24 protein-coding genes are annotated in these 25459 nt (G+C 28.3%); 15 read left to right on the top strand and 9 right to left on the bottom strand.

The features are described from left to right. Positions 1-22: 22 nt before the first annotated feature. Positions 23-856 carry a hypothetical protein gene (locus tag Q6H37_RS19625; protein WP_318735573.1) on the bottom strand — a complete coding sequence of 278 codons (834 nt, stop codon included), beginning with the start codon at positions 854-856 and terminating at the stop codon, positions 23-25. Between the two features lie 181 nt (positions 857-1037). Between Q6H37_RS19625 and Q6H37_RS19620 the strand changes: the two genes are divergently transcribed. Beyond that, positions 1038-1724: an SMI1/KNR4 family protein gene (locus tag Q6H37_RS19620; protein ID WP_318735570.1), complete on the top strand. Its 687-nt coding sequence runs from the start codon at positions 1038-1040 to the stop codon at positions 1722-1724. Positions 1725-1951: 227 nt separating this feature from the next. On the opposite strand, the gene Q6H37_RS19615 is transcribed toward Q6H37_RS19620, so the two are convergent. From Q6H37_RS19615 to Q6H37_RS19605, 3 genes are read right to left on the bottom strand one after another with little or no spacing between them, the layout of a single operon-like run. Continuing rightward, a complete protein-coding gene (locus Q6H37_RS19615) occupies positions 1952-2599 on the bottom strand; it encodes an ABC-2 transporter permease (protein ID WP_318735568.1) in 648 nt (215 codons plus the stop codon). Continuing rightward, entirely contained in the window at positions 2599-3441 is an 843-nt protein-coding gene (locus tag Q6H37_RS19610; RefSeq protein WP_318735565.1) for an ABC transporter ATP-binding protein, read from the bottom strand. The genes Q6H37_RS19615 and Q6H37_RS19610 overlap by 1 nt, the downstream gene beginning before the upstream one ends. Beyond that, positions 3438-3668, bottom strand: coding sequence for an AbrB/MazE/SpoVT family DNA-binding domain-containing protein (locus tag Q6H37_RS19605; protein WP_169297656.1), 231 nt, complete (start codon positions 3666-3668; stop codon positions 3438-3440). Before Q6H37_RS19605 ends, Q6H37_RS19610 begins: the two co-directional genes overlap by 4 nt. A 528-nt stretch (positions 3669-4196) precedes the next feature. On the opposite strand from Q6H37_RS19605, the gene Q6H37_RS19600 reads away from it, so the two are divergent. Next, a complete protein-coding gene (locus tag Q6H37_RS19600; RefSeq protein ID WP_318735559.1) occupies positions 4197-4679 on the top strand; it encodes a MarR family transcriptional regulator in 483 nt (160 codons plus the stop codon). Beyond that, entirely contained in the window at positions 4669-5979 is a 1311-nt protein-coding gene (locus Q6H37_RS19595) for an acyl-CoA thioesterase/bile acid-CoA:amino acid N-acyltransferase family protein (RefSeq protein ID WP_318735556.1), read from the top strand. Before Q6H37_RS19600 ends, Q6H37_RS19595 begins: the two co-directional genes overlap by 11 nt. A gap of 3 nt (positions 5980-5982) precedes the next feature. Here Q6H37_RS19595 and Q6H37_RS19590 read toward each other — a convergent pair whose 3' ends face one another. Beyond that, positions 5983-6834, bottom strand: a complete 852-nt coding sequence (locus tag Q6H37_RS19590; RefSeq protein ID WP_318735554.1) for a LysR family transcriptional regulator — start codon at positions 6832-6834, stop codon at positions 5983-5985. A 165-nt stretch (positions 6835-6999) separates the two neighbouring features. Here Q6H37_RS19590 and Q6H37_RS19585 point away from each other — a divergent pair, with 165 nt between their 5' ends. The 4 genes from Q6H37_RS19585 to Q6H37_RS19570 all read left to right on the top strand — a co-directional run bounded on the left by Q6H37_RS19585 (position 7000) and on the right by Q6H37_RS19570 (position 10922). Further along, positions 7000-7575 carry a flavodoxin family protein gene (locus Q6H37_RS19585; RefSeq protein ID WP_318735551.1) on the top strand — a complete coding sequence of 192 codons (576 nt, stop codon included), beginning with the start codon at positions 7000-7002 and terminating at the stop codon, positions 7573-7575. Between the two features lie 515 nt (positions 7576-8090). Continuing rightward, positions 8091-9632: an AAA-like domain-containing protein gene (locus Q6H37_RS19580; RefSeq protein WP_318735549.1), complete on the top strand. Its 1542-nt coding sequence runs from the start codon at positions 8091-8093 to the stop codon at positions 9630-9632. Positions 9633-9694: 62 nt separating this feature from the next. Next, positions 9695-10072: an HIT family protein gene (locus Q6H37_RS19575; protein ID WP_318735547.1), complete on the top strand. Its 378-nt coding sequence runs from the start codon at positions 9695-9697 to the stop codon at positions 10070-10072. A 16-nt stretch (positions 10073-10088) separates the two neighbouring features. Then, on the top strand, positions 10089-10922 hold the full coding sequence (locus tag Q6H37_RS19570) for a hypothetical protein (protein WP_318735544.1): 834 nt from the start codon (positions 10089-10091) through the stop codon (positions 10920-10922). Between the two features lie 38 nt (positions 10923-10960). On the opposite strand, the gene Q6H37_RS19565 is transcribed toward Q6H37_RS19570, so the two are convergent. Next, entirely contained in the window at positions 10961-11359 is a 399-nt protein-coding gene (locus Q6H37_RS19565; RefSeq protein ID WP_318735541.1) for a (deoxy)nucleoside triphosphate pyrophosphohydrolase, read from the bottom strand. A 140-nt stretch (positions 11360-11499) separates the two neighbouring features. On the opposite strand from Q6H37_RS19565, the gene Q6H37_RS19560 reads away from it, so the two are divergent. From Q6H37_RS19560 to Q6H37_RS19535, 6 genes are all read left to right on the top strand, one after another. Beyond that, entirely contained in the window at positions 11500-13176 is a 1677-nt protein-coding gene (locus Q6H37_RS19560; RefSeq protein ID WP_318735538.1) for an AAA family ATPase, read from the top strand. Between the two features lie 40 nt (positions 13177-13216). After that, positions 13217-13891 carry a response regulator transcription factor gene (locus tag Q6H37_RS19555; protein WP_318735536.1) on the top strand — a complete coding sequence of 225 codons (675 nt, stop codon included), beginning with the start codon at positions 13217-13219 and terminating at the stop codon, positions 13889-13891. Then, the gene (locus Q6H37_RS19550) at positions 13888-14916 is read left to right on the top strand and encodes a sensor histidine kinase (protein ID WP_318735533.1); all 1029 of its coding nucleotides are present in this window, start codon (positions 13888-13890) and stop codon (positions 14914-14916) included. The genes Q6H37_RS19555 and Q6H37_RS19550 overlap by 4 nt, the downstream gene beginning before the upstream one ends. 169 nt (positions 14917-15085) lie before the next feature. Beyond that, the gene (locus Q6H37_RS19545; RefSeq protein WP_318735530.1) at positions 15086-16363 is read left to right on the top strand and encodes a S41 family peptidase; all 1278 of its coding nucleotides are present in this window, start codon (positions 15086-15088) and stop codon (positions 16361-16363) included. Positions 16364-16395: 32 nt separating this feature from the next. Then, positions 16396-17160 carry an ABC transporter ATP-binding protein gene (locus Q6H37_RS19540; RefSeq protein WP_318735527.1) on the top strand — a complete coding sequence of 255 codons (765 nt, stop codon included), beginning with the start codon at positions 16396-16398 and terminating at the stop codon, positions 17158-17160. After that, complete coding sequence (locus Q6H37_RS19535; RefSeq protein ID WP_318735523.1) at positions 17147-19033, top strand: ABC transporter permease; 1887 nt, start codon at positions 17147-17149, stop codon at positions 19031-19033. The genes Q6H37_RS19540 and Q6H37_RS19535 overlap by 14 nt, the downstream gene beginning before the upstream one ends. 264 nt (positions 19034-19297) lie before the next feature. On the opposite strand, the gene Q6H37_RS19530 is transcribed toward Q6H37_RS19535, so the two are convergent. Both Q6H37_RS19530 and Q6H37_RS19525 read right to left on the bottom strand, forming a co-directional pair. After that, on the bottom strand, positions 19298-20599 hold the full coding sequence (locus Q6H37_RS19530; RefSeq protein ID WP_318735520.1) for a M56 family metallopeptidase: 1302 nt from the start codon (positions 20597-20599) through the stop codon (positions 19298-19300). A 5-nt stretch (positions 20600-20604) separates the two neighbouring features. Next, complete coding sequence (locus tag Q6H37_RS19525; RefSeq protein ID WP_318735518.1) at positions 20605-20973, bottom strand: BlaI/MecI/CopY family transcriptional regulator; 369 nt, start codon at positions 20971-20973, stop codon at positions 20605-20607. Positions 20974-21358: 385 nt separating this feature from the next. On the opposite strand from Q6H37_RS19525, the gene Q6H37_RS19520 reads away from it, so the two are divergent. Together Q6H37_RS19520 and Q6H37_RS19515 are read left to right on the top strand one after the other, a co-directional pair. Further along, positions 21359-22804: a triacylglycerol lipase gene (locus Q6H37_RS19520; protein WP_318735515.1), complete on the top strand. Its 1446-nt coding sequence runs from the start codon at positions 21359-21361 to the stop codon at positions 22802-22804. 293 nt (positions 22805-23097) lie between these two features. Then, on the top strand, positions 23098-24777 hold the full coding sequence (locus tag Q6H37_RS19515) for an AAA family ATPase (RefSeq protein WP_318735513.1): 1680 nt from the start codon (positions 23098-23100) through the stop codon (positions 24775-24777). A 209-nt stretch (positions 24778-24986) separates the two neighbouring features. On the opposite strand, the gene Q6H37_RS19510 is transcribed toward Q6H37_RS19515, so the two are convergent. Further along, positions 24987-25406, bottom strand: coding sequence for a hypothetical protein (locus Q6H37_RS19510; RefSeq protein WP_318735510.1), 420 nt, complete (start codon positions 25404-25406; stop codon positions 24987-24989). Between the last annotated feature and the right edge of the window lie 53 nt (positions 25407-25459).

The raw sequence follows: 25459 nt of genomic DNA, 5'->3' as shown, positions 1-25459 counted from the left end.
TATAAATTTAAGGTAATCTGATTTATATTTTATTGGCGTATATTTTTTTATAAACATATACACCAATTATCACAGAAATGATGTCCATTCCAACGCGAATAAAAATATCAAAGGAAAACTCTGATATAAATACAATAAAAAGATGATTTCCAAACCAATTTGCTCCGAAAATTATCATTCCGAAAAATATAGCTTGTTTAATAATTGAATTGCCTATAGCTCCTGATTGTAAAATATAAAAAATTACACCTACACATAATCCTTGACATAATGTCCATATTAATGTTGCTGCTGGTTGTGTAATATATGCAGAGTGTATATGTAATATAGCATATGCAAAGTATCTTCCTATAAGATAGAAAAATGATACCACAAAAATTGAAAAAATATTATTTCTCTTTTTATTTTGTATCTGTTCTGTTCCAATAAAAATACCTAACAAAAACCCAGATAATAAAAAAGGAAAAAAATCACCTAGTCCCATTAAAAACTCATGTATAATAGTACTATTTGTAAGTAACACTGATTCAAACATACCTATTAAATATAACATTGCAAATGAAAATCCATAAAGTAGCCCTTTAATTGGCTTTTTCCATGGTAGTCTATTTTCAATAGATATAAAAACAACAGAAAAAATACTAAAAGCTAATAACTCCCAAGTAATAACAGCAGGAACAAGCATACCATTTTTGACAAATACACTTGGTTTTAGCAAAGATACATTTGATGAACTTAAAGGGGATATTAACCCATGAAGAACAATATCAAAAAAAGCGCTAACTATAATAATTAATAAAATTTTCCACCATTTTTTTTTAAAACGTATCATTATGACTTCTTTATTTATGTTCAAACTATCACCTCACAACATATTACCAATGGTAATTACCATTGGTAATATTATATCAATAAAATACCTTAGGGTCAATTTATTTTAAGCTTGGTTGACTTGATTATAAAAATTCATAAGTGATATAATTTAGATATTGTAAATACATGTATTAAGTATTAGCTAGTAAAAAAGGAGACAAGTAATGGAAAGCAAGCAGTATAATTTAAAACCTTATGAATTGTTAAATAAGTTATATAATAACAATATTGAAGGATTTTCAGAAGAAGAAATATCTGAAGCTGAAAAACGCTTGAATATAAAATTGCCCAAGCTATTAAGAGAATATTATTTACATTATGGCAAATTAAGCATTAACACCTGTTTACATAGAATTTTTTCTCCAGAGGAACTTGATTTTTCTTATAATTATTTAATGGAAGAAGTAGAAGACGAAGATGAAGAAACTACTTTGGAGGACTTGAAAAAAACAAAAAATTATTTATTGTTTTGGATAGAAAATCAGGGATGTTGGTATCAAGGAATAGATGTTGAAGATATAAAAAATGATAATCCAAAGGTTCATATAACAACTAACGATGATTTATTTGAATGGGATATTTGTTCCAATTCTTTTTATTCTCATATATTAAGTATGATATATGAACAACTAAGTGCCAGTGATTTAGAATATGAAGATGTACCTAAAGAAGATATTAGAGCGGTTTTAAAACAAAACGAAATTGATATAAAAAAATTAATACCTGCTGTAAACCCTTATGATTGCGTACATGTTGTTACTTGCTGGGATGAATATAAGAAAAAGTTATTTTATTTTACAAGAGAAAAAGAAGAACTGGAAAGTTTAAATATTATATCAGCTGAAGATTAATAAATAATAATGATAATTATATAAGTACAGTTTTTCCAGATATGTCTATAAACTTAGAAGATATATTTAAGTTCTAGAAGTGCATCTTCGCTACAAAATAGCAATTTGGTTAAGAGTATGGAAAAATTGTTAGCGTTTGATAGTTAGCCTTTGCCAAGAAAACCTGGATAAGAGATTTCTACTCAGGTTTTCTTGTTAGTAAGCCTCATTATTTAGCTTCTATAACATTATAAATCAAAAGCTTCAAAAGCTTTAACTGATTTTCTATAAACTACAAATGTAAGAAAAGCATACATTATCATTCCTGTTGCCAATACAATCAACTTATAAGCAAGGTATTGTGGGTCTTTTGTATTTAGATAATCTCTTACAAAGGGTAGAGCATGTACACAAGTTTCAGCAATTACTATGTAAATAGTTATTGCAATAGTTGATTTTGCAAAAGCAGTTCCTACCTTGTTAACGTCTTTGTAGTAAATTTTAAAGAAGATGTAGTTAAACAAGCCAAGCATTATAAGTGAAATGCCGAACAAAGTAATATTGGCATTCATACCAACCTTATTACCAGGCACTGGCATATTTTGGCGGATGATCGCAAAAGGTATTGCTATAATTATCTGTGCTAATTGTAGAAGAATTACAAAAGCAAAACGTGACTTTACAATATCTTTTTTAGCAATAGGAAGCGTTAGAGTATAAAAAACATCATTGTTTTCTCTACCGTTCAAGCATGTGAAAAACACAGCTAATCCTGTATAAAAGAACACAACATAGTACGTATAGTTGGGTATGATAAGCATCATGGAAAGAATAAGAAAAATAGGTGCTGTAGGATGCATAGAAAGCAATAATTCTTTTCTTAAAAGATTTCTCATTATTCTCCCTCCTTTTCAAGATGAACCATGATTGACTCTAAATCGGCATTTATATAATCAATACCTAAAGATGAAATATCTTTTGTTTTGATAAGTGCTGAAAAACCGTTTTTGCTTCTTTTACAACCAATCAGTTTTGGTTGTAAATTTTCGGTTAATTGATTTTTGGTAAGTTCTAAAACCTTATAGCCATCTACAAATGATTTGATATCGGATTCAGCAAAAATCATACCGTTTTTAATATAAATGATGTTATCAGCACACTTATCAAGGTCAGAGGTGATGTGAGTTGAAAACAATATGGTAATTCTGTTGTCACAAAGTTCCATAAATACATCAAGCAAGTCATCTCTTGAAATAGGGTCAAGTCCACTTGTAGGTTCATCAAGGATGAGCAGCTCTGCATTATGTGACAATGCAAGAGTTAGAGCATACTTGACTTTCATGCCTGCTGATAATTGTTCAGGTGTTTTGTTTTCATCCAATTCGAACATAGCCATATATTTGGAATAGGCAGCATCGTCCCATTTATCATAAAATGATTTAGTAATAGCTGTAATTGTTTTAATTTTTTTCTTTGAATAGTAATCAACTCCACCAGAAACAAAACCTACACGCTGTTTGATACCAAATTCATTGTCACGAAAGTTATTATCAAAAAATATGATCTCACCATTATCAGGATGCACAAAATTGAATAGTGATTTTAATGTTGTGGATTTGCCTGCTCCATTTCTGCCTATAAATCCTGTGATTTTTCCCCTTGCAAGAGAAAATGATACGTTTTTCAGCTCAAAAGCAGGGTATTTTTTACACAGATTTTTTACTTCAAGTACACTCATTTTTCATTATCATCTCTTTTCGGAAGGTCTTGGTTAAAAATTGTTTCGGCCAGCTCTGTAAACATTGATTTTGGGGGGATAGCAATCCCTTTCTTCTCATCACCAAGAACTATAATAGTATCTCCGGGCTTGATGTCAAAAATATCTCTGGCTTCTTTAGGAATAACAAATTGTCCTTTCTCACCAATTTTTACTGTCCATGCATATTTGCCATTTGGATGTTTCATAGTTTTTACCCCTTTCGTTGTTAGTAATGTATGAAAAGTATGATTTGTATAACTACATTATACTCGGTTGTTTATAAAAATCAAGATCATCAATAAAAATTTGCCAAATAATCAGGTAGTTTTTTAGATATAACAAAGATTATAAATCGAGCTGTGCTTGCAATAAATGCTAAAAAGTTATGAAATAAAAATATTTGCGATAAAAAGATTGAAAATTTTTAAAATATAGAATATAATGAAAACATAGAAGACGTTCAGGAAAAAATTATACCCTTAATGATGACTAATAAATTTTAAATGTCCTAAGGAAGCAGAACCTTAGAGGAAAATAAAATCTATAGTAGTACATATAAGGTATATTTTAAAATAAACACTTAGGTAAGACTAGGTGTTTATTTTGTTTTTAGAAGATGTCCTTTAAAGAATTAATTTTCCATTCCCAATTTATATTTTGCTTTACTTTTGAAAAAAAGAGGAGTATATTCAAAATAGACAACATGTTAACTAATTTTATTAAGGAGAGAAAAAATGAATCAATATTATATACAGCAGATTTTTTCAACAATTTTTTATTTATCAAATAAGATTCAAATACAAGGTGATAAAATTGACGAAAGAATAACTGTAAGACAGTGGATGGTACTTTTGACAATTTTACATTTACCAGAGGATAAGGCATCATACAGTCAAATAGCAGATAAAATGGGATGTACGAAACAGAATGTAAAACACATTATTGATAGTTTACAAAAAAAGAACTATGTGTTTTGGGAAAAAAACGAAAAAGATAAACGTGCTGTAAATATTAGGATAACAAAAGAATGTAGAGAAATCATGGAAGAGTATTATAAAAAAGGAAATGAATATCTGGAAGATGTGTTTGGTAATTTTGAGGAAAAGGAATTGGAAAATCTATGGGAGCTGTTAAAGAAAATAGCAAATTATGATGGAAGCAATTGGATTGGTTATGAAGAAAGGGTTAATATAGGAGGAGAAAGCAATGAAAAGTAATTGCACAATAAATATTATGCCTGAAGTATCAAAAGCAGATGAATCTGTAAACATAGAAATAAGTGGGCTTCTGAAAAATCAAAAAGTAATAATTCGTGCCTTAAGCAATGACTACTATTGTATAAATACTTCCATATTTGATGTAGGAGATAAAGCAGAATGGGAGTCTTACGCAGTTTTTACAGCTGATGAAAATGGAAATATAGATTTGGAAAATGCTAAGCCTATTGAGGGAACATATAAAAATATAGATAAAATGGGACTTTTCTATTCCATGAGTGTGAAAAAAAATCAAAAAGCTAATGTACCTACAAGTTTAAATGATATAGGAGAGAATAGAAATCATACTATTACTTTTCAAGTAGAGAGTAACGGTGCAGTTATCGCATCAAAAGTACATAAAAGGATTTATTGCAATGAAAACATTAGAAGTGTGAATGTAATAGAAGATAAACTTTTAGCAAGATATTTTACTTCAAAGGACAATACTCCAAGGCCAGCAGTAATTGTGTTAAGTGGAAGTGATGGTAGAATTGAAAAGGCACAAGCAATTGCTGAACTCTTTGCAATGCATGGATATTCAGCATTAGCAGTAGCTTACTTTGCTCTTGAAGGAACTAAGGAGAGCCTAAGCTGCATTGACCTTGAATACGTTGAAAATGCAATAAACTGGTTAAAGAAACAAGCTACTGTAATTAAAAATAAGATTGGAATTTATGGTAGATCAAAAGGTGGAGAAATGGTTTTACTTTCTGCATCTATGTTTAAAGACATAAGTTGTGTTATTGCTAATACACCAAGCTGTTATGTTTATGAAGGTTTAAAAACTAATTCTTTTCCTTCTAGACATTCATCATGGATGTATAAAGGAAAAGAATTTCCTTATATAAAATTTAGTTTTTCTATTTTGGTTAGAACACTTATTAAGATGATGTTAAGAGATAAAAAATCAGTGGCATGGATGTATAATAAACTTGTTGAAAAAGGAAATGTTGATGAAGCTGTAATTCCAGTAGAGAAGATAAACGGGCCCATTTTAATGATTTCATCTTTGAAAGACAACATTTGGCCTTCTAAAATTCACTGTGAAATAATTGTAGAATTGCTCAGAAAAGCTCATTTTAAATATGAATATAAACATATTACTTATGAAAAATCGGGACATATGCTAACAGTACCTTATCAATCTATATATCCTTCAGACAAATATCCAGAGGATATAGATAGCTATGCAAAAGCAAATATTGACTGTTGGAAAGAGACTATAAGCTTTTTAGATAAGTGGACAAAGTTAGATTAATGTTTATAATAATAGCATTGGTAAAAAAATCGAACTTTCCTCTTTTTTTATTACTGCTGAAACTACTCTATGAATAGGAAATTTTTTGATTTCACGTACTATTATTAATGGATTATTTATATTATTGACAACCATTTTAGGTAAGATTGTTATACCAAGATCTTGTTCAACATATTTGATAACTGACTCTGTTTCTTCAAGTTCCAATATAATATTTGGTACAAGGTTCATAAGATTGCAATGTGCTCTAATTTTTGCTCTTATTGGACATGGGTCTTTATACAAAATCAACTTTTCTTTTACTATTGTAAAAAAATCAATTTCATCAATCTTAGCTAAATAATTTGTACTATTCATAACAACAAAAAACGGTTCAACAACTAATGGAATAGTAACAAAATTAGGCTTTTCAATTGAATCAGATACAAATACTATATTAAATAAATCATTATCTAAACTGGTGATTAATTCACTGTTTGTATCCAAGGAATCTATAAATACTTCATAGTTTAAGCTTTTAAATTTATCAATATACTTAGGCAAGAAATATGTTATTAAATTTGGCAGTGAACCAACTCTAATTATATTTCCATTACTAAATCCTTCGATTTTAGTTATAGTTTCATTAATCATAGAAGTAATTGTTTTTGAACGTTCATAGAAATATCTGCCTGGAGCAGTTAATTTTATACCATTTGGTGTTCTTATTAATAACTTGCATTTTAGGGATTTTTCTAAAATCCCTAATTGTTTTGTAAGTGCAGGCTGTGAAATATATAAATGCTGTGCAGCTTTATTTAGACTGCCTTGCTCAACTATTTCTATAAAATATTTCATTTGATCTACATTAATCATTTTTTACCCCTCATATAACTTTTAGTTATAACCATATATATCATTGCTATTATTCAAATCGCTGTAAATAAAATATAATAAAACTATGTTGTACGACATATTAAATAAATTTTAACACACAACAGTGTGATTTAAAACAATAATTATTAATTAGGAGTGATATAAATGAAAGTTATAGCTATCAATGGAAGTGCACGAAAAGATGGAAATACTTCTATAATCATAGAGGCAATATTCAGCGAATTAAGAAAATCAGGTATAGAGACTGAGTTAATTGATTTATCTAATAAAAAGATTAATGGATGCATAGGCTGTGGAAACTGTTTTAAAAGCAAAGATAATAAATGTGTTTTTAAAAATGATATTGTAAATGAATGTATAGAAAAAATGATTGAAGCTGATGGAATTATTTTAGGATCACCAGTATATTTTGCAGATGTTACAGCAAATATGAAAGCCTTATTAGAAAGAGTTGGAATGGTAGCGAATGCTAATGAGGGTATTTTTAAACACAAAGTAGGTGCTTCTGTAGTGGCTGTTCGTAGAGGAGGAGCAACACGTGCCTTTGATACCATGAATTATTTTTTACACTGTATGCAAATGTATTTAGTTGGGGGTACCTATTGGAATATGGTATACGGAAAAGAAGTTGGCGAGGTACTTAATGATACTGAAGGCATGAGAAATATGAAGTCCATTGGTGAGAATATGGCGTGGCTTTTAAACAAAATAAATAGATAATGATATTATCTACAGATTAAAAGTATATGTTATTTATAGCACAGAAAATAATATCATAAATAATGGAAAAATATAACCTTAACCACTGATATAGATTGGTTAAGGTTATATTTACAATGCCTGCATTACTTAAAATCTCTAACTCGTTTAATGGTCTCTAGCAGTTATAAGGATTGTGCACTATCTTTTAAAAAACTCTGTAACCCTTGATATATAAAAATAATGTAAAAAAGTTTTACATTGACATAAAATTGGTACAATATAGTATTATGTGATATGATTGTAAATATTGTAGTGAAAAGCAGATAAGTTTAGGTACTATGAATACATAGATAATAGTCCCCTAAATGGAGGTCAAAATGAAAAATGGGTATTTGTACATACTTGAAAAATAATAGTATATGATAAAATAATAGTATGATCAGGGTGTTACGGAGAAGAATAATATATTAAAATGATATCTAAACAGGAAGAATTTAAATAGAAATTATAATCATGAAGGAGGATCAGTTTTGATGAAGGAATTTAATGTCACAGGTTTATGTATACCTGAAAAACATTTCATGGTTGATATAAGTGGTAAGGTAAAAAAGATTGTTGAAATGGTAGATAAAGGAGCCTATTTTACAATAAACAGACCAAGACAGTTTGGAAAAACTACTACCTTCAATCAATTGGTAGAAGAATTAAGTAAAAAATACGTTGTAATTGATACTAGTTTTGAGGGAATTGGCGATGATATTTTTCAAACTGAAGAGAAATTTTGTGAGATTATATTCAATATATTTGCTAAAAGTGTTAGATTCACTAATAAAGAGTTATATGAGAAACTAAAAAGTTATGGAGAAAAAACAAGAAATTTTAATGATTTGTCTGAAAATATTACTGATATGATTGATGAATATGATAATGATATGGTTTTAATCATAGATGAGGTAGATAAAAGTAGTGGTAATAGAGTATTTATGCAGTTTTTAGGAGTGCTTAGAAATAAATATTTAGCTATGAATGCTAGGAAAGATATAACTTTTAAAAGCGTTATATTAGGTGGAGTAAATGATATCAAGAATATTAAGCTTCAAATCAGAGAAGAAAAGGATAGAGTTTTTAATTCTCCTTGGAATATAGCAGCAGATTTTAAAGTAGATATGACCTTTTCTCAAGAAGAAATAAAAACAATGCTTAATGAGTATGTAGATGAAACTGAAATAGATATGGATGTAGAACTTTTATCTCAGGAGATAAGAAATTTTACTAGTGGATATCCTTATCTTGTAAGTAGGCTTTGTAAAAATATTGATGAGTACCTTGGAAGGGAATGGACATTAAAAGGACTTAAAAAATCCATAAAAATGGCATTAAATGAACATAATACTCTTTTTGATGATGTTATTAAAAATATTGAAAATTATAGTGAAATAAAAGCTGTAGTTTATCAGATATTAGTGGAAGGAAAGCAAATTCCTTATAATCCTTTTGCTTATGAAAAAGCATTGATGTATGGAATATTATCAGAGGATAACGGTAGACTTATCATGAACAATAAGGTTTTTGAAATGTTATTATATGATTATCTTATTGCACAAAAGGATGTTCAGAAAGCTGCATCAAAACTTACACAAATAGATAAGGAAGAGGTTTTAGATGATGAAGAATTAAATATGGAAAAAGTTCTATTAAAGTTTCAAGAATTTATGTATGAACAATATAGAGAAGAAGATGAACACTTTTACGAAACCAACGGCAGACTCATATTTTTAGCATACTTAAAGCCTATTTTAAATGGAAAAGGCTTTAGTTTTGTAGAACCTCAAACAAGAAAGAATAAAAGAATGGATGTAGTAATTACTTATGGAAATAAAAAATACATAGTAGAACTTAAAATATGGAATGGTGAAGCTTACAGAGAAAAAGGAGTACATCAGCTTGCAGAATATATGACAGAACAGGGGGTAAAAGAAGGATATCTTTTAACTTTTAACTTTAATAAGAATAAAAAATATACTGTAGAGTGGATTGAAGAAGAGGAGAAAAGGATATTTGAAGTAATGGTTTAATTAAATATTAGATACTTTAAGTATTGAAATAAATGTTTGTAAATTAAGAGGAGAGGATTAAAATGACAGAGTGTATATTTTGTAACTACAACAAATCAGAAATAATAGCAGAAAATAAGCTTGCTTTTGCTATAATGGATAAATTCCCTGTAAATGAAGGCCATACCTTGATAATACCAAAAAGGCATTTCCCATTTTTATTTGAAGCATCAGAAGAAGAAATAAAAGCTATATACAGCCTTATGCATGAGGTTAAGGAAATGTTAGATATTCAGTATGAACCAGCAGGGTATAATGTAGGAGTTAATGTTGGTTATTATGCTGGGCAAACAATAAAGCATTTGCATGTTCATATAATTCCTAGATATAAGGGTGATGTAGAAAATCCTAGAGGGGGAGTTAGAAACTTAAAGAAGGCCTTAGTTGAGTATGATGGGTAAATTAGGGTGGTGAAAAATGCTTTATATTAGAGTTATTCAAGATGAGTATAATGATGATTTGATATTTAAATTAAATCACCAAGTGGAAAATAAAAATTTTTATTTAAAACAAAATGATATCATAAAAGATATGATAAGTTTATTTTTTAGTAATAGCAGTGTATTTTTTAGGTATACGGAATATGATAAAAATTTAGATCCAGATAAAGAAGAAATGCGTAATTACGAATTTAAAGTTTTTTATGATAGCCAGTGCTCTGATAGGAGTGGATATCTGAGTAATCCTGTTAAAGAATTTTTATATAATTATTATAAATCAAATGATGAGAAGAATATTGAAAATATAGAAGCCATTAAAGAAAGTTTATTAATAAACTTTAGACAAACTTCATTAGACAATATGGATGAGTATGTAAAAAACTCTATAGCTGACATTTTATATGACAAATCAAGGCTTTATAAGCTGACAGATTATTCGAAGGAAGCTCAAGATTTTGTTAATCAAAGATTAATAACAACCTCTAATGAATGGAATTTTCCTTATAATGAACGACTAAACTCTGAAGAAGATCCTAGTTTTATTAGAGACTTGTGGGTAAAACTAGATGGAGAAGAAGATATAATCAATTGGATTAAATACTTTTCCAACGGCTTTGGCTGTATTATTACAAAGGATGATAATATATATGATTACTCTTATTATTTGATGTATACATATGAAGAATGGGATACTGGTGAAGAAATAGTAATTCATGTATTTGAAAAAGAAAGAGGTTCTTTTTTAAAGAATGTATATCCTATGTTAAAACTGAAGTTTAAGGATAGAATTTCAAAAATCAATAAATTATAATTTTTGGGTAAAAAGTTCAGAAAAGGTATAGTGTTTTGCTATGCCTTTTCTTCGGCTAACTGCACAGCAGCAGGAATGTCTGCAGGAGCCCACTTTAGTGAAAGTAAATTTTCTCTTTTTAACCATATAAGTTTAGAATGTTCACTAGCAGTGGGTTTGCCAGATGCCAATTTACATTTTACAGTAATCAAGTTTACTACAAAATTATCATATTCATGAGTATTTTTATTAAAAACATCAAAAGCTTTGATATTGCAGTCTAACTCTTCTCTTATTTCTCTTTCTATAGCTTGTTTTAAGTTCTCACCTTTTTCAACTTTTCCGCCAGGGAATTCCCACATATTTGGAAGGGACATGTTTGGAGAACGAAGAGCACACAGTATCTCATTATTTTCATTTTCTATAACAGCTCCAACAACTTTTAGTAGTTTTTTCATTTTAGCTACACCTCTTTTCTAGACAAGTTTAGCACAAATAAGTTTGATAAATCAATTTTATAATTTTAAATAATTAATTTATAGGCTATAATACAATTAGGAAAATGGTCGGATCTCTTATAAAGAAAGAAGGTGCATTAATGAAGACAATACAAATAGGAACATCAGATTTTAAAAAATTAATAGAAGGCAATAACTACTTTGTAGACAAAAGTTTATTGATAAAAGAATTTATAGAAAATGGATCAGATATAATATTGACACCAAGACCTAGAAGGTTTGGAAAGACATTAAATTTAAGTATGCTTAAATATTTTTTTGACATAAGAACTAAGGAAGAAACTAAAAATTTATTTAAAGGTTTAAAAATAGAAAAGGAAAAGGAAATAATGAAGCTTCAGGGAGAATATCCTGTTATCTTTATTACCTTTAAAAATGAAAAATATATTTCTTATGAAGATTTTAAAGATGGTATTGAGTTCCTTTTATCTAGCTTGTATAAGGAACATGACTATTTGCTACAAAGTGATAAATTATCTGAAATAGATAAGAAAGAATATATAGAAATGATAGAGAGAAGAGCTTCAATAGCCTCTTTATGCAATGGTATTAGTTCTCTTATGGGTTATATGAATAAGCATTATGGAAGAAAGGTTATGCTTTTTATAGATGAATATGATGTGCCAATACAAGAAGGATATCTTAGAGGATACTACAATGAAATGATAGTTTTAATAAGAAATTTATTAACATCTGCCTTAAAAGATAATCCATACGTTGAAAAGTCTTTGATAACAGGTATCCTTAGGGTTGCAAAGGAAAGTATTTTTTCAGGATTAAATAATTTAGAAGTAAATACTGTTTTAAGATATAATTTTAATAATAAATTTGGCTTTACAGAAAAAGAAGTGGAGGAACTAGCTAATTATTATAATGCAGTGGAAGATATGAAAAACATAAAGGAATGGTACAATGGTTATGTTTTTGCTGGAGAAGTAATGTATAATCCATGGTCAGTTTTAAATTATTTAAAAAATATAAGAGAAGGTTTTATGCCATACTGGATTAACAGCAGCAGCAATGATCTTATAAAAAGGCTTCTATTAAAAGGAGATAAAGAAATAAAATTAGATCTGGAATATCTTATTGAAGGAAAATCCATAAATAAGGTAATTGATGATACTATAGTCATGGCAGAGGTTGAGGATTCAAACCAAAATATATGGAGCTTTTTACTTTTAAGCGGATATTTGAAGGCTGTAAAGACAGAGAATATAGAAGGAATTTTAAATTGTGAACTTAAAATCCCCAATAAAGAAGTATTGATTTTTTATAAGAATTTAATAGTAAAATGGTTTCAGGAAGCTATGACTAATCAAAAGTATGAAGAAATGTTAAGTAATTTAGTTGCTGGTGATATAGAAAACTTTGGTTATGCTTTTCAGGAATTTGTAATAAATAATTTGAGCTATTTTGATGTGTCAGGAAAAGAGCCAGAAAAGGTATACCATGCCTTTGTACTTGGAATGCTTGTTTCTATTTCAAACACTCATAAGGTGAAGTCAAATAAAGAAAGTGGTTTTGGAAGATATGATGTAATGATAATTCCAAAGGATATCTCAAAGCCAGGAATTATTATTGAATTTAAGAAAATAAATGTGTTGTCAAAGGAAACAATAGAACAGGGAAAAGTAGAAGCATTAAAGCAAATAGATAAGATGAAATATGATGAGGAGCTTATAAATTGTGGTGTCAAAGATATAATAAAGATTGCTATTGTGTTTAAGGGGAAGGAAGTAATGATTTCCGAGGCGTAGGAAACGGAAAATACAATATTTGTAACGTTGAGGTGAAAGCATGTATAAAATAATGACAGTAGAGGATGATTTAAGACTTTGTGAAGAAATACAAGAAGCTCTTTTAAAGTGGGGCTTTAATCCTGTTAAAGTTAAAAACTTTGAAGATATACTTAATGAATTTGTACAAAATAAACCTGAGTTAGTTATTATGGATATAAATCTGCCTTGTTTTGATGGATTTTACTGGTGTCAAAAAATAAGAGAAATATCAAAGGTACCAATCATATTTTTATCTTCAAGAAATACAAATATGGATATAATAATGGCAGTACAAATGGGTGGAGATGATTTTGTCACAAAACCATTTTCTATAGATATATTGGTGACCAAGCTTCACGCCATGCTTAGACGAACATATTCTTATGGAGAAAATTTAGGAGATGTACTTGAGTGCAGGGGAGTTATTTTAAATATAAATGACAGTACCTTATCTTATAATGAAAACAAAATAGAATTAACAAAAAATGAATTAAAGATATTACTTCTTTTGATGAAAAATATAGGAAAGATAATATCACGAGATAGGATTATGAGAATTTTGTGGGATGATGATACTTTTATTAACGACAATACATTAACTGTAAATGTAAATAGGCTTAGAAAAAGACTGGAAGACATAGGTATTAAGGATTTTATAGAAACTAAAAAAGGACAAGGATATGTAATATTATGAGTTTAAAAGTATATTTAAAAAAGTCTATATGGGCCATTATACATTTTATCATTATAATCACAATAGTTAATTTAGTACTAATAGGAACCACAGAATTTTCAAAGATTATGTATGACGTTATATATATGAATATTTTAGTTTTTTCTGTTTCTATATTCTTTTTAATATTTAGATATAGAAAGTGGAAAGAACATTATAAAGATTTTTATGAAGGGTTGATGCAGGAGAAAAACGTAGATTTACTAATTTCTAAAGAGGATGGTTTTGAAGCAAAGCTTATTAAAGATACAATAAAATTAAAAAACAAGGAACTTTATGAAAATGTAAATGAGTTAAAAGAAGAACTTGATGAGTTAAATGAATATATAACAAAATGGGTTCATGAAATAAAGATTCCTATTTCAGTATGTGAATTGATATCGGACAAGTTAGAAGATATCATTGATACAAATAGTGATATTCCTGAAAGTTTAAGAGGTGAACTTGCAAGAATAAAGTTTTTAGTTGAACAGGTACTTTATGCAGGCAGAGCATCTAGCTACTCACAGGATCTTTTAATAAATGAAGTAAATATAAAGCAAGTAGTAAATGAGGCTGTTAAAAAGAATGCATTTTTTTTCATTTCCAAAAGGATAGATTTAAGATTAAAGGAATTACAATTTAATGTGTTAACAGATAAAAAGTGGCTTTCTTATATATTGGAGCAAGTTTTAAACAATGCTTGCAAATATGTAGGTGAAAATGGAATAGTGGAAATTTATTGTGAAGAAGATGAAAAAGCTATAAGATTATGTGTAAGAGATAATGGAATAGGAATACTGCCTAAAGACATATCCAGGGTATTTGATAAAGGCTTTACAGGAAGTAATGGAAGAAAGAATGGAAAATCAACAGGAATGGGATTATACTTCTCTAAAAAAATGGCTGAAAAGCTGAATCATGATATAAAAGCTGTTTCACAAGCTGGAAACTATACAGAATTTATTATAACTTTTTATAAATTATCTGATTATTTTAAGGTATGAGTTTAATGCTCATGCTTTTTTGTTTGAAAATATTTAAGGTTACGAAAATGTCACATAACACTTTAAAATGTCATGTAATGTGATGGAGAAGAAAGAATAAAAAGATTAAAATTAATATATAGGATTGAGGAGGCCCCTTAAAATATATTGCAAGGAGGGAAATAAGCTTATGCTTAAAATAAAAAGAAAAATAGCAGCTGTATTAATGATAGGTATAATGTTTGCTTTTTCAGGATGCGATAACAGCAGCAAGTATGTTTCTAAAAGTGGAAATAGGGTAGAAGCTTGGCAGAAGGATTTGGATTATCTTAAAGAAGAACTTCCTAAAAAACATAAGAATTTATTCTTTAAATTAAGTAAGGAGCAGTTTAACAGTGAAATTGAAGATTTAAAGAAGTCTTTAAATAAAATGAATGATGATCAAATTCAAATGGGTATAAACAAAATAATGGCTTCTATTGGTGATGGTCATACAGGTACTAACATAAGTTCAGAAAAAATGTTTCCATTAGATTTGTACTGGTTTAATGATGGCATTTATGTTATTAATACAACAGAGGAGTATAGCCAAATCAAGTACAATAAGCTGGTGAAAATTAATGATAAACCAATAGAAGATGTAATTAAAAGTGTTTCACAGGTAATTTCTCATGATAATGAACAGGGTATAAAAAGTCAGATAGGTTATTATATTGCAATGCCATCAGTACTTCATGGACTTAATATCATAGAAAATATGGATAGTTGTAAATTTACCTTTGAAGACAGCAGTGGGAAAGCATCAGATATCAATTTAAAACCATTAAGTTTTGGTACAGTATTTAGTGCTGTAATTGGTAAAGGAAAAGAAGAAGAGAAGACTCCTTTGTACATGAAAAATCAAGATAAAGCTTATTGGTATGAATATTTGAAAGACAGTAAAACAGTTTATTTTAGCTATAATAAATGCTCTGAAATGCAGGAAAAAAGCTTTAAACAATTTTCTAAAGAGCTTATGGGTGTAATTAATAAAGAAGACGTACAAAAGCTTGTTATAGATTTGAGGAATAATGGAGGAGGAGTTTCAACAATACTCAATGATTTCATTAAGGAAATATCAAAGAGCAAGATCAATCAAAATGGAGAGCTTTATGTTATTATAGGCAGAAAGACTTTTTCATCTGCAGTATTGAATGTTATAGATTTAAAGAAAAACACTAAAGCAATTTTTGTTGGTGAACCTACATCAGGAAAGCCTAACCATTATGGTGAAGTTAAAAAATTTAAGCTTCCAAATTCGGGATTAACTATCAAATATTCAACAAAGCATTTTAGTAATTATGATAAAGACGATTCTGCGTTTAATCCAGATAAACAAATAACACCATCAATAAAAGATTATATGAATAATGTTGATCCTGTAATGGATTATATAATTAAAAACTCAAACTTTGCAGTTGGAAAATAACTAGCTTTGATTAATAGAAAGGAGCAAATAAAATGAGTACAGTAATAGAAACTAAGGATTTAGGGAAAATATATGGTTCAAAAGCAGTGGCTTTTACAGCACTTCATGGTATTAATCTTAAGGTAGAGGAGGGTGAATTTTTAGGGATCATGGGTCCTTCTGGAGCAGGTAAAACTACTTTGTTAAATTTACTTTCAACTATAGATGTGCCGACCACAGGAAATATTATATTTAATGGTAAGGATATAACCCAATTAAAAAATAAAGAGTTATCGTTATTTAGAAGGGATAAGATAGGTTTTATTTTTCAAGATTTTAATTTGCTGGATACTATGACTGTGGAAGACAATATAGCACTGCCTTTAGCATTATCCAAGGTAAATCATAAAGAAATACAAAATAAGGTTAAACAATTAAGTGAGTTTTTTGGAATTGATAGGCACTTAAAAAATTATCCATATGAGCTTTCAGGAGGACAAAAGCAGAGAACAGCAGCAGCAAGAGCTTTGATAACAGAGCCTTCCGTAATATTTGCAGACGAGCCCACAGGAGCTTTAGACTCCAAATCCTCTGCAGAATTACTTCAGTGCTTGAGCAGTACGAATGAAAAGTTCAATAAAACAGTAATAATGGTAACCCATGATGCTTTTGCAGCAAGTTACTGCAAGAGAATATTATTTATAAAAGATGGAAAGATTCATGCTAGAATTGATAAAAATGAATCCAGAAAGGAATTTTTCCAAAGGATAATTGAAATGCTAGCCGCTTTGGGAGGTGCAGTTAATGAACTCCTTTAGTATAGCTTACAATAATTTTAAACATAATATAAAAACTTATGCTTTAAATCTTATGGCAATGATTTTTTCTGTGGCAGTTTATTATAATTTTATAGCTTTAAATGATAATCCACAAATTGTTCAGCTTAATCAGATTATGAATATTGTTAGATCAGCATCAACTTCAACAGCAGTGTTACTTCTTGTATTTTTAATATTTTTCATTTGGTATTCAAATTCCTTTTTCCTAAAGCAAAAGAAAAAAGAAATAGGAGTTTATGCTTTTATGGGCATTGATAATTATAAAATAGGATTAATTTATGCCTTAGAAGGATTTTTACAAGGAGTTCTAGCTATAGTCATTGGCAGTTTCGTTGGAATATTATTTTCAAAACTATTTATAATGCTTTTATGTAAAGTTGCCTTTTTAGATGTAAAAATAAACTTTTTTATATCAGTACATGCATTGATTGAAACAATTACTACATTTTTAATTATATTTTTTATAATTTCAGTTTTAGGTTATTTTAATATAGTAAGAAGTAAATTAATAGATTTATTTAATGCTTCAAAACAGCAAGAAGGACTTCCTAAGTTAAGTAAATTTAAAGCAGCAGCTTCAATCATAATAATTTTAATAGCGTATGGTATGTGCATAGGCTTGCCCAAATTAATGGTAATTGCAAGCGTCCCTGTTATAACTATAATGGTTATATTTGCAACTTACTGGCTTTTTGGTTCTTTCTTTTCAATGATAATGAGATATCTTTTAGATAAAAAACAAGTTTTATATAATGGTACAAACGTTGTAAGCATATCCAATATTGTTTTTAGAATTAAAGGAAATTACAAAACTCTTGCAACTATTGCTATTTTGATTGCATCAGCAATTACAGCTTTAGGAACAGCAACTTCAATTAAATATAATACAAAAATAGAATTAGACCTTCCTTATTCTTTTACTTATGTATTAGATGGAAATACAGGAGATGAAATTGAACCTAAAGTTAATAATTATATTACTTCATCAAATCACAATATTTTATTAAAAGAAAAAGCAAATTTTATTTTTGTAAATAAGTTCAAAACTGATGAGAATTTCTCAGGTGATGAATTTATGGTAGTTAAAGCTTCTGATTTTAAAAAGATAACAAAAGATTTAAAGGCTAAAGATGCAGAAGATATTTTAGAAAAATCAGAACTTAGAAGTGGTGAGGTAATTTATGTACAAAGACCTAAAACTCTTGTACAAGCAAATAAAATACAAAACATTGAGATTAACAATTTAAAATATAATGTAAAAATGGATTTAAAAACACCTTTATTTGGTGGAATAAAAAATGATCCTTGTTTAGTAGTAAATGATAAAGATTATGAAAATATAAAGAGTAATTTTAAGGAAAGCAAATTTTACGGCATTATAGTAAATGATCAGAAAAACACATTAGATTTGTCTGCAAAGTTAAAAACTATAAGAGTTTTAGACGATAACTTATATTCCTATGCTGAAAAATATAGATCTGGATATGAACCTTATGGAGTTATTTTCTTTATGGGATGTTTTTTAGCACTAGTTTTTGTAGTAGCGACAGGAAGCATTATTCATTTTAAAATTTTAAGTGAAGCTTATATGGACAAAGAAAAATATAAAATTTTATTAAAAATTGGAATGACAGAAAAAGAACTAAAAAGGACCATTTCAAAGCAAACTGCAGTATATTTCATCCTGCCTTTGCTTGTAGGTGTAATTCACAGTTCATTTGGTATAGTAATATTAAGCAAATTAATGGAATGTAACTTAGTATTGCCTATAGTTATAAGTATTGTAACTTTCATTGTAATTTATGGGATGTTTTATATTTTTACATTAGGTAAGTTTAGAAAAGTTATTTAAGTTAGCTGACTTATCCAAAAGTCAGAATAAAAGAGAAAATAAGGTGGTGGCAATTAAGCCCATCACCTCTTGCAAAATTACTTGGTATATATAAATACGCTAATCAGAAGATTTCAGAGCTTTAACTCCATTAATATATAATCACGTAACTTCGTATGGAAATTTTGACTTAGATATGAATGTAAGAATTCCAATAGATAACTATAAAAATTCAGTACAAGCATAATAGAATTATTATATATGAATATCCTTTTTTCTATATTTTTATTTTTCCGGTACAATAATAACATGAGATGGATCAGGTTTTATATTCAATGATTTACAATCTTTTTCATATTGTCTTTTAGCATCTTCTGGTGCATTTGAATACGTATAGTTATGTGCTTTCAAAATAATATGTTTATTATTTTCTTTAGAAGAATCTTTAATATTAAACATATCTTTATATTTCTGTGGCATATCTTTTGTTGTACCTGAATATACAACCGCTTTTACATTAGTATCTTTAGTAGATTGGTTATTTACTATATTGGATTTGTTTGAAACACTATTTTGTTTATTTGGAGTACTATTTTTAGCAAAAGTAGGCACACTTATAATAGAGCCTGCTGTTAGTAATATAGCTAAAATTCCAATAATTATACCTTTTTTTCTTGTTTTAAAATTCAACATATTTTCTATCCTCCATTTTAATATTTTTTTATTACTACTAAATCCCATCATAATATTACTCTTCAGTATATATTTTTTGTTAAGCCTTATAGAATTTATGAGAGTTGATGCATATATCTTTCTTTCGTCTATGTTCAAATTTTTCAGCACAGCTTCATCACAATATAATTCACAATTATTATCTATCAATTTGCACATTATATAAATTAATGGATTAAACCAATGAATTACTTTAGTTATCAGCAATATAATTTTATATATAGTATCATGATTTTTGAAATGCATTAGTTCATGTTTTAGTATATATTTTATTTCTGTATTATTATACTTAACTTCTGGAAGTAATACATAACAATCTATTATTCCTATACCTAATGGCATTGAAATTCCTTTGCAGAATTTTAATGAAACTTTTTTCTTTATATTCATTTCTTTTAACAAATTTAAATATATATAATTTATTCCATCATCAGATATATCATACATAAACTGTTTAATTTTATATTTAAGATTAATATAAGAAAAGATATTATATATTGAGAATATTACTACAAAAATTAACCATAAATAAAATAATATTTTAGAATAATTTATAACACTACTATATATAACATTGATTTTTGTATTTATATTATTATTTATTGAACCAACACTATTAATTGTTGCTTTAATACTATAGGGTTTATATAATAAATACTCATATATTTTTTGATACATACAAACTGGAATTATAAAAGGTAGAAGCATTTTTATTACTACAGTTAACCATATATAATAACGAAATTTATGTGTATATCTTTTAAATAAAGTTTTTTGAAGAATTATAATAATGATAATACATATGCTGCCTATTAAAGATGTACGTAATAGATCTTTAATAAAAGTTTCTATCATAATTATCACCTATTTTTAATCCATTTATCTAATTTATCTAAATCATCATCAGTAATATCATTATTTTCATGGAGTGTATTAATAAAGCTTTTTAATGAATTGCTGTGAAACTTTTGAAAAAATTTTTTCGTTTCAAATCCCAAGTATTCACGTTCCGTTATAATAGGAGTATAATAATTTATTCTTTTTTCATTTTTTGAATTTATAAATTTTTTCTTTACAAGACGTGAAAGTAATGTTAGAACAGTTGTATTTTTCCAGCCTTTCTTTTCTTCCATAACTTTAACTATTTGTTTAGACGATACTGGAAGTGTGCTCATCCATATAACTTTCATAATATCTAATTCCGACTCAGGAATTTTTTTAATTGTCAATAAAAACATCTCCTCTTCTATAAGTATATTCTACAATTGTAGAATATACTTATAGAAGATGTTTGTCAACTATTTTTTCATTGTTCAATACTGCTTACATCTTAAAGCTACGGTTATCAATCATTTGATAGCTACTTTGCCTCTGGTGACAGATTTACGGGTACTACCCCCAAATATCAATTTTTAATGCTTGCCTTGAATATTCATATGCTAGGTGTGTTGAATAAATATATTTAAATTGTAAATGGTAAAAATTGTATAGCAATTTATGCAAAATTGCTATACAATTTTTATATGTATACTACTATTTTAGGTATTAATTTAGGAATTTTGAAGGAGTAAATTTGGTAGTGATTAAAAATGACAGCTAAGGAGATGGATAATTATGATAACTTCTATAATAACTTTTGTATTAACGCTAATAGTAATTTGTATCATAGGTTTAGATATTACTAAAAAATTAAATGTATTACATAAAAGCTTCATGTATATATTTTTTATTTTTGCTCCTCATATTGTTTTATTAGGGCATTTTTTTAGTGAGCGTACTAAAATTGGACAAGATAATTTTATATGTAAATGGATTATTTTAACGGCGATGATTGTTTTCATCTCTTATCTTTGGATGAAAGTAAACATAGCTCCAAATACAAAAAAGCAAATTGTAAATTTAAGACTAAGGGTGATGTTAGGTGGAAGACGTATTGTTTTATATGGATTATATACAGCTCTTATTCAAACGGTAATATATTTAACATCACGTGCTACAATACAAAACTTTGGAATTCCTAAAAAAGTTGTAATTATAGATAGTATTATTGTTGTATTAACTATTATTACTTTACTTGTAAATGGAATGCTCCGAATTTTGTGTACTTCAAGGAGATTAAATATTGTGAAAAGACTTATAGTAGGATTTTGGAGTTTCATTCCTATTATAAATATTTTTATAATGTTATATGCTTGTCATATTGCAGCAATGGAATACGATCATGAGTGCTATAAAGTAATTAATCATGAAGCACGGGTTGATTCAGCAGTTTGTAAAACAAAATATCCTCTAGTATTAGTTCATGGTGTTGGATTCAGAGATTTAAAATACCTTAATTACTGGGGAAGGATACCTAAAGAATTGATTCGGAATGGAGCAACGGTCTATTATGGTAATCAAGAAGCTTGGGGAACAGTTGAGTACAATGCAAAGGACATTAAAGATAAAATCCTTGATATATTGAAAGAAACAGGCTGTGAAAAGGTGAATATTATTGCACATTCAAAAGGCGGACTGGATGCACGTTATATGATTAGTAAATTAGAGATGGGGGACTATGTAGCATCTCTAACTATGATATCATCACCACATAGAGGTTGTAAGTTTGTTGATATTGCCTGTAAAATTCCTGATAAAATCTACAAAGCTGTTGCTAGATTTTTTGATAAACACTACAAGCTTTTAGGTGATAAGAATCCTGATTTTTACACTGCAAGCAGACAGTTCTCAACTTATCATAGCAAAAAATTTAATGAAGAGGTAAAGGATGTAGAGCAAGTATATTATCAAAGTTATACATCAGTAGTGAAGAATATCTTCAGCGATTATGTAGTAGCAATACCTTATATTTTTGTAAAGCTTACAGAAGGTGAAAATGATGGCCTAGTAGCAATTGATTCTGCAAAATGGGGCGAATTTAAAGGAATATTTAGAAATAAAGGAAGGCGTGGAATCTCTCATGGAGACATTATAGATTTAAGAAGAGAAGATTATAAGGGATTCGATGTAATAGAAAAATATGTGGAAATCGTATCAGAACTTAAAAATAAGGGATATTAGGAAAATTTTTTTATACGATGGCTACCAGCCGTAATCTCCCCATCTTCTTATAAAGTGGGGGGATAACGGCTGACACGCCCCTGGATAAGTTCTTCTAAGACTCAGATGGGTAAAATGCCTAAATGGTATTTTACGAGCTTTTGCTCAGGTAAGAGGTATTCCTCATAAGCAAACTCCATCTGAGTCTAAGAATCACTTGATAATTTTAAATAATTAATTTATAGGCTATAATACAATTAAGAAAATCATTATGGGAAAATAAAAACCCCCTTATAAAGAAGGAAGGTGCATTAATGAAGAAAATACAAGTAGGAACATCAGATTTTAAAGAATTAATAGAAGGAAATAATTACTTTGTAGATAAAAGTTTATTGATAAAGGAATTTATAGAAAATGGTGCGAAAATAATATTAACACCAAGGCCTAGAAGGTTCGGAAAGACATTAAATTTAAGTATGCTTAAATATTTTTTTGATATAAGAACTAAAGAAGAAACTAAAGATTTATTTAAAGGCTTAAAAATAGAAAAGGAAAAGGAAATAATGAAGCTTCAGGGAGAATATCCTGTTATCTTCATTACTTTTAAAAATCAAAAACATATATCCTTTGAAAATTTTGAGGATGGAATAAAAGTTCTATTATCAAATTTATATAAAGAGCATGAATATTTACTTGATAGTGATAAGTTAACTGAATTTGATAAAAATGATTTTAAAGAAATAATTTCAAGAAAAGCTTCCATAGGAAGTGTATCAGAGGCAATAAGCTCTCTTATGGGGTATATGAATAAGCATTATGGAAGAAAAGTGATGCTCTTTATAGATGAATATGATGTGCCAATACAAGAAGGATATCTTAGAGGATACTACAATGAAATGATAGTTCTAATAAGAAATTTACTAACAGCTGCATTAAAAGATAATCCATACATTGAAAAGTCATTAATAACAGGTATCCTTAGAGTGGCAAAGGAAAGTATTTTTTCAGGTTTAAACAATTTAGAAGTAAATACTATTTTAAGATATAATTTTAATGATAAATTTGGATTTACAGAAAAAGAAGTTGAAGAACTAGCTAATTATTATAATGCAGTGGAAGATATGAAAAACATAAAGAAATGGTATAATGGCTATGTTTTTGCTGGAGAAGTAATGTACAATCCATGGTCAGTGTTAAATTATTTAAAAAATATAAGAGATGGATTTATGCCTTACTGGATTAATAGCAGCAGCAATGATCTTATAAAAAGGCTTCTATTAAAAGGGGATAAAGAAATAAAATTAGATTTGGAATATCTTATTGAAGGAAAATCCATAAATAAGGTGATTGATGATACTATAGTCATGGCAGAGGTTGAAGATTCCAACCAAAATATATGGAGTTTTTTACTTTTGAGCGGATATTTGAAGGCTGTAAAGACAGAACTTATAAGAGGAAGATTAAATTGTGAACTCCAAATCCCAAATGAAGAAGTTCATATATTTTATGAAAATTTAATAGTAAAATGGTTTCAGGAAGCTATGACTAATCAAAAGTATGAGGAAATGTTAAGTAATTTAGTCACTGGTGATATAGAAAACTTTGGCTATGCTTTTCAGGAATTTGTAATGAATAATTTGAGTTACTTTGACATATCAGGAAAAGAGCCAGAAAAAGTATACCACGCCTTTGTACTTGGAATGCTTGTGTCCATTTCAAATACTCATGAAGTGAAATCAAATAAGGAAAGCGGCTTTGGAAGGTACGATGTAATGATAATTCCAAAGGATATCTCAAAGCCAGGAATTATTATTGAATTTAAGAAAATAAATGTGTTGTCAAAGGAAACAATAGAACAGGGAAAAGTGGAAGCATTAAAGCAAATAGATAAAATGAAATATGATGAGGAGCTTATAAATTGTGGGGTTAAAGATGTAATAAAGCTTGCCATTGTGTTTAAGGGGAAGGAAGTAATGATTTCTGAGGCAAAGTAGCAGTTGCAACTCAGTTTGCCAATTTTATCCGATGGCGTAGCAGCCGTAATCCCCCCATCGCACACAGCGAAAGCGACTATCACCAAATCAAAGATTTGGGATATCTGCTTTTCTTATAAAGTGGGGGGATTACGGCTGCTACGTCTATGGATAACGATTTCTAAGTTTCAGATGGAGAAAAAAACTCCACCTGAAACCAAGAACTCTGTTTATTTCTGCTTATATAATCCAAATCCAGTTATAATCAATTTATCCCAACCAGTTTCTTCATTATTAATCCAACTATATTCAATATTAAGTTCTTTCAACCAAGCATTAAGTCCATTACTTACTTTGCTTACATTTGGTGATTTTCTTCCAAATTTGTCTTTTATCGTTTCAAGCAATTCAACTTGTTCTTCTTTTTCTAATTCTTTATCTAACATTCCTTCTATGACTTCTCGGCATTCTGAATAAGAACTATGATCCTCGGCATATATTTCATTGGCTAATAATTGCCTTTTGTTATTTAAAGTTTCCTTTACTTCATTTATTTCTTCTACATTTGATAAGTACTTTTTAGCTATATTCATAGCAGCAATTTCATTATCTATTTTGATTATTGTTCTTTCTAATTTTTCATTTCTCATTTTAATAATCTCACTTTACATTTTTTATTTAGTCATTGTTTAACGACAATAGG

The organism is Clostridium sp. JS66, from assembly GCF_033561535.1.
Lineage (GTDB): Bacteria > Bacillota > Clostridia > Clostridiales > Clostridiaceae > Clostridium_AM > Clostridium_AM carboxidivorans.
Note: the sequence above shows the minus strand (reverse complement) of the source record. Positions and strands in the feature narration are given on the sequence as shown.

Excerpts from the sequence above, each read along its gene's own strand:
- Q6H37_RS19620 (WP_318735570.1), top strand. The coding sequence starts at position 1,038 with ATGGAAAGCAAGCAGTATAATTTAAAACCTTATGAATTGTTAAATAAG.
- Q6H37_RS19615 (WP_318735568.1), bottom strand. The coding sequence starts at position 2,599 with ATGAGAAATCTTTTAAGAAAAGAATTATTGCTTTCTATGCATCCTACA.
- Q6H37_RS19610 (WP_318735565.1), bottom strand. The coding sequence starts at position 3,441 with ATGAGTGTACTTGAAGTAAAAAATCTGTGTAAAAAATACCCTGCTTTT.
- Q6H37_RS19605 (WP_169297656.1), bottom strand. The coding sequence starts at position 3,668 with ATGAAACATCCAAATGGCAAATATGCATGGACAGTAAAAATTGGTGAG.
- Q6H37_RS19600 (WP_318735559.1), top strand. The coding sequence starts at position 4,197 with ATGAATCAATATTATATACAGCAGATTTTTTCAACAATTTTTTATTTA.
- Q6H37_RS19595 (WP_318735556.1), top strand. The coding sequence starts at position 4,669 with ATGAAAAGTAATTGCACAATAAATATTATGCCTGAAGTATCAAAAGCA.
- Q6H37_RS19590 (WP_318735554.1), bottom strand. The coding sequence starts at position 6,834 with ATGATTAATGTAGATCAAATGAAATATTTTATAGAAATAGTTGAGCAA.
- Q6H37_RS19585 (WP_318735551.1), top strand. The coding sequence starts at position 7,000 with ATGAAAGTTATAGCTATCAATGGAAGTGCACGAAAAGATGGAAATACT.
- Q6H37_RS19580 (WP_318735549.1), top strand. The coding sequence starts at position 8,091 with ATGAAGGAATTTAATGTCACAGGTTTATGTATACCTGAAAAACATTTC.
- Q6H37_RS19575 (WP_318735547.1), top strand. The coding sequence starts at position 9,695 with ATGACAGAGTGTATATTTTGTAACTACAACAAATCAGAAATAATAGCA.
- Q6H37_RS19570 (WP_318735544.1), top strand. The coding sequence starts at position 10,089 with ATGCTTTATATTAGAGTTATTCAAGATGAGTATAATGATGATTTGATA.
- Q6H37_RS19565 (WP_318735541.1), bottom strand. The coding sequence starts at position 11,359 with ATGAAAAAACTACTAAAAGTTGTTGGAGCTGTTATAGAAAATGAAAAT.
- Q6H37_RS19560 (WP_318735538.1), top strand. The coding sequence starts at position 11,500 with ATGAAGACAATACAAATAGGAACATCAGATTTTAAAAAATTAATAGAA.
- Q6H37_RS19555 (WP_318735536.1), top strand. The coding sequence starts at position 13,217 with ATGTATAAAATAATGACAGTAGAGGATGATTTAAGACTTTGTGAAGAA.
- Q6H37_RS19550 (WP_318735533.1), top strand. The coding sequence starts at position 13,888 with ATGAGTTTAAAAGTATATTTAAAAAAGTCTATATGGGCCATTATACAT.
- Q6H37_RS19545 (WP_318735530.1), top strand. The coding sequence starts at position 15,086 with ATGCTTAAAATAAAAAGAAAAATAGCAGCTGTATTAATGATAGGTATA.
- Q6H37_RS19540 (WP_318735527.1), top strand. The coding sequence starts at position 16,396 with ATGAGTACAGTAATAGAAACTAAGGATTTAGGGAAAATATATGGTTCA.
- Q6H37_RS19535 (WP_318735523.1), top strand. The coding sequence starts at position 17,147 with ATGAACTCCTTTAGTATAGCTTACAATAATTTTAAACATAATATAAAA.
- Q6H37_RS19530 (WP_318735520.1), bottom strand. The coding sequence starts at position 20,599 with ATGATAGAAACTTTTATTAAAGATCTATTACGTACATCTTTAATAGGC.
- Q6H37_RS19520 (WP_318735515.1), top strand. The coding sequence starts at position 21,359 with ATGATAACTTCTATAATAACTTTTGTATTAACGCTAATAGTAATTTGT.
- Q6H37_RS19515 (WP_318735513.1), top strand. The coding sequence starts at position 23,098 with ATGAAGAAAATACAAGTAGGAACATCAGATTTTAAAGAATTAATAGAA.
- Q6H37_RS19510 (WP_318735510.1), bottom strand. The coding sequence starts at position 25,406 with ATGAGAAATGAAAAATTAGAAAGAACAATAATCAAAATAGATAATGAA.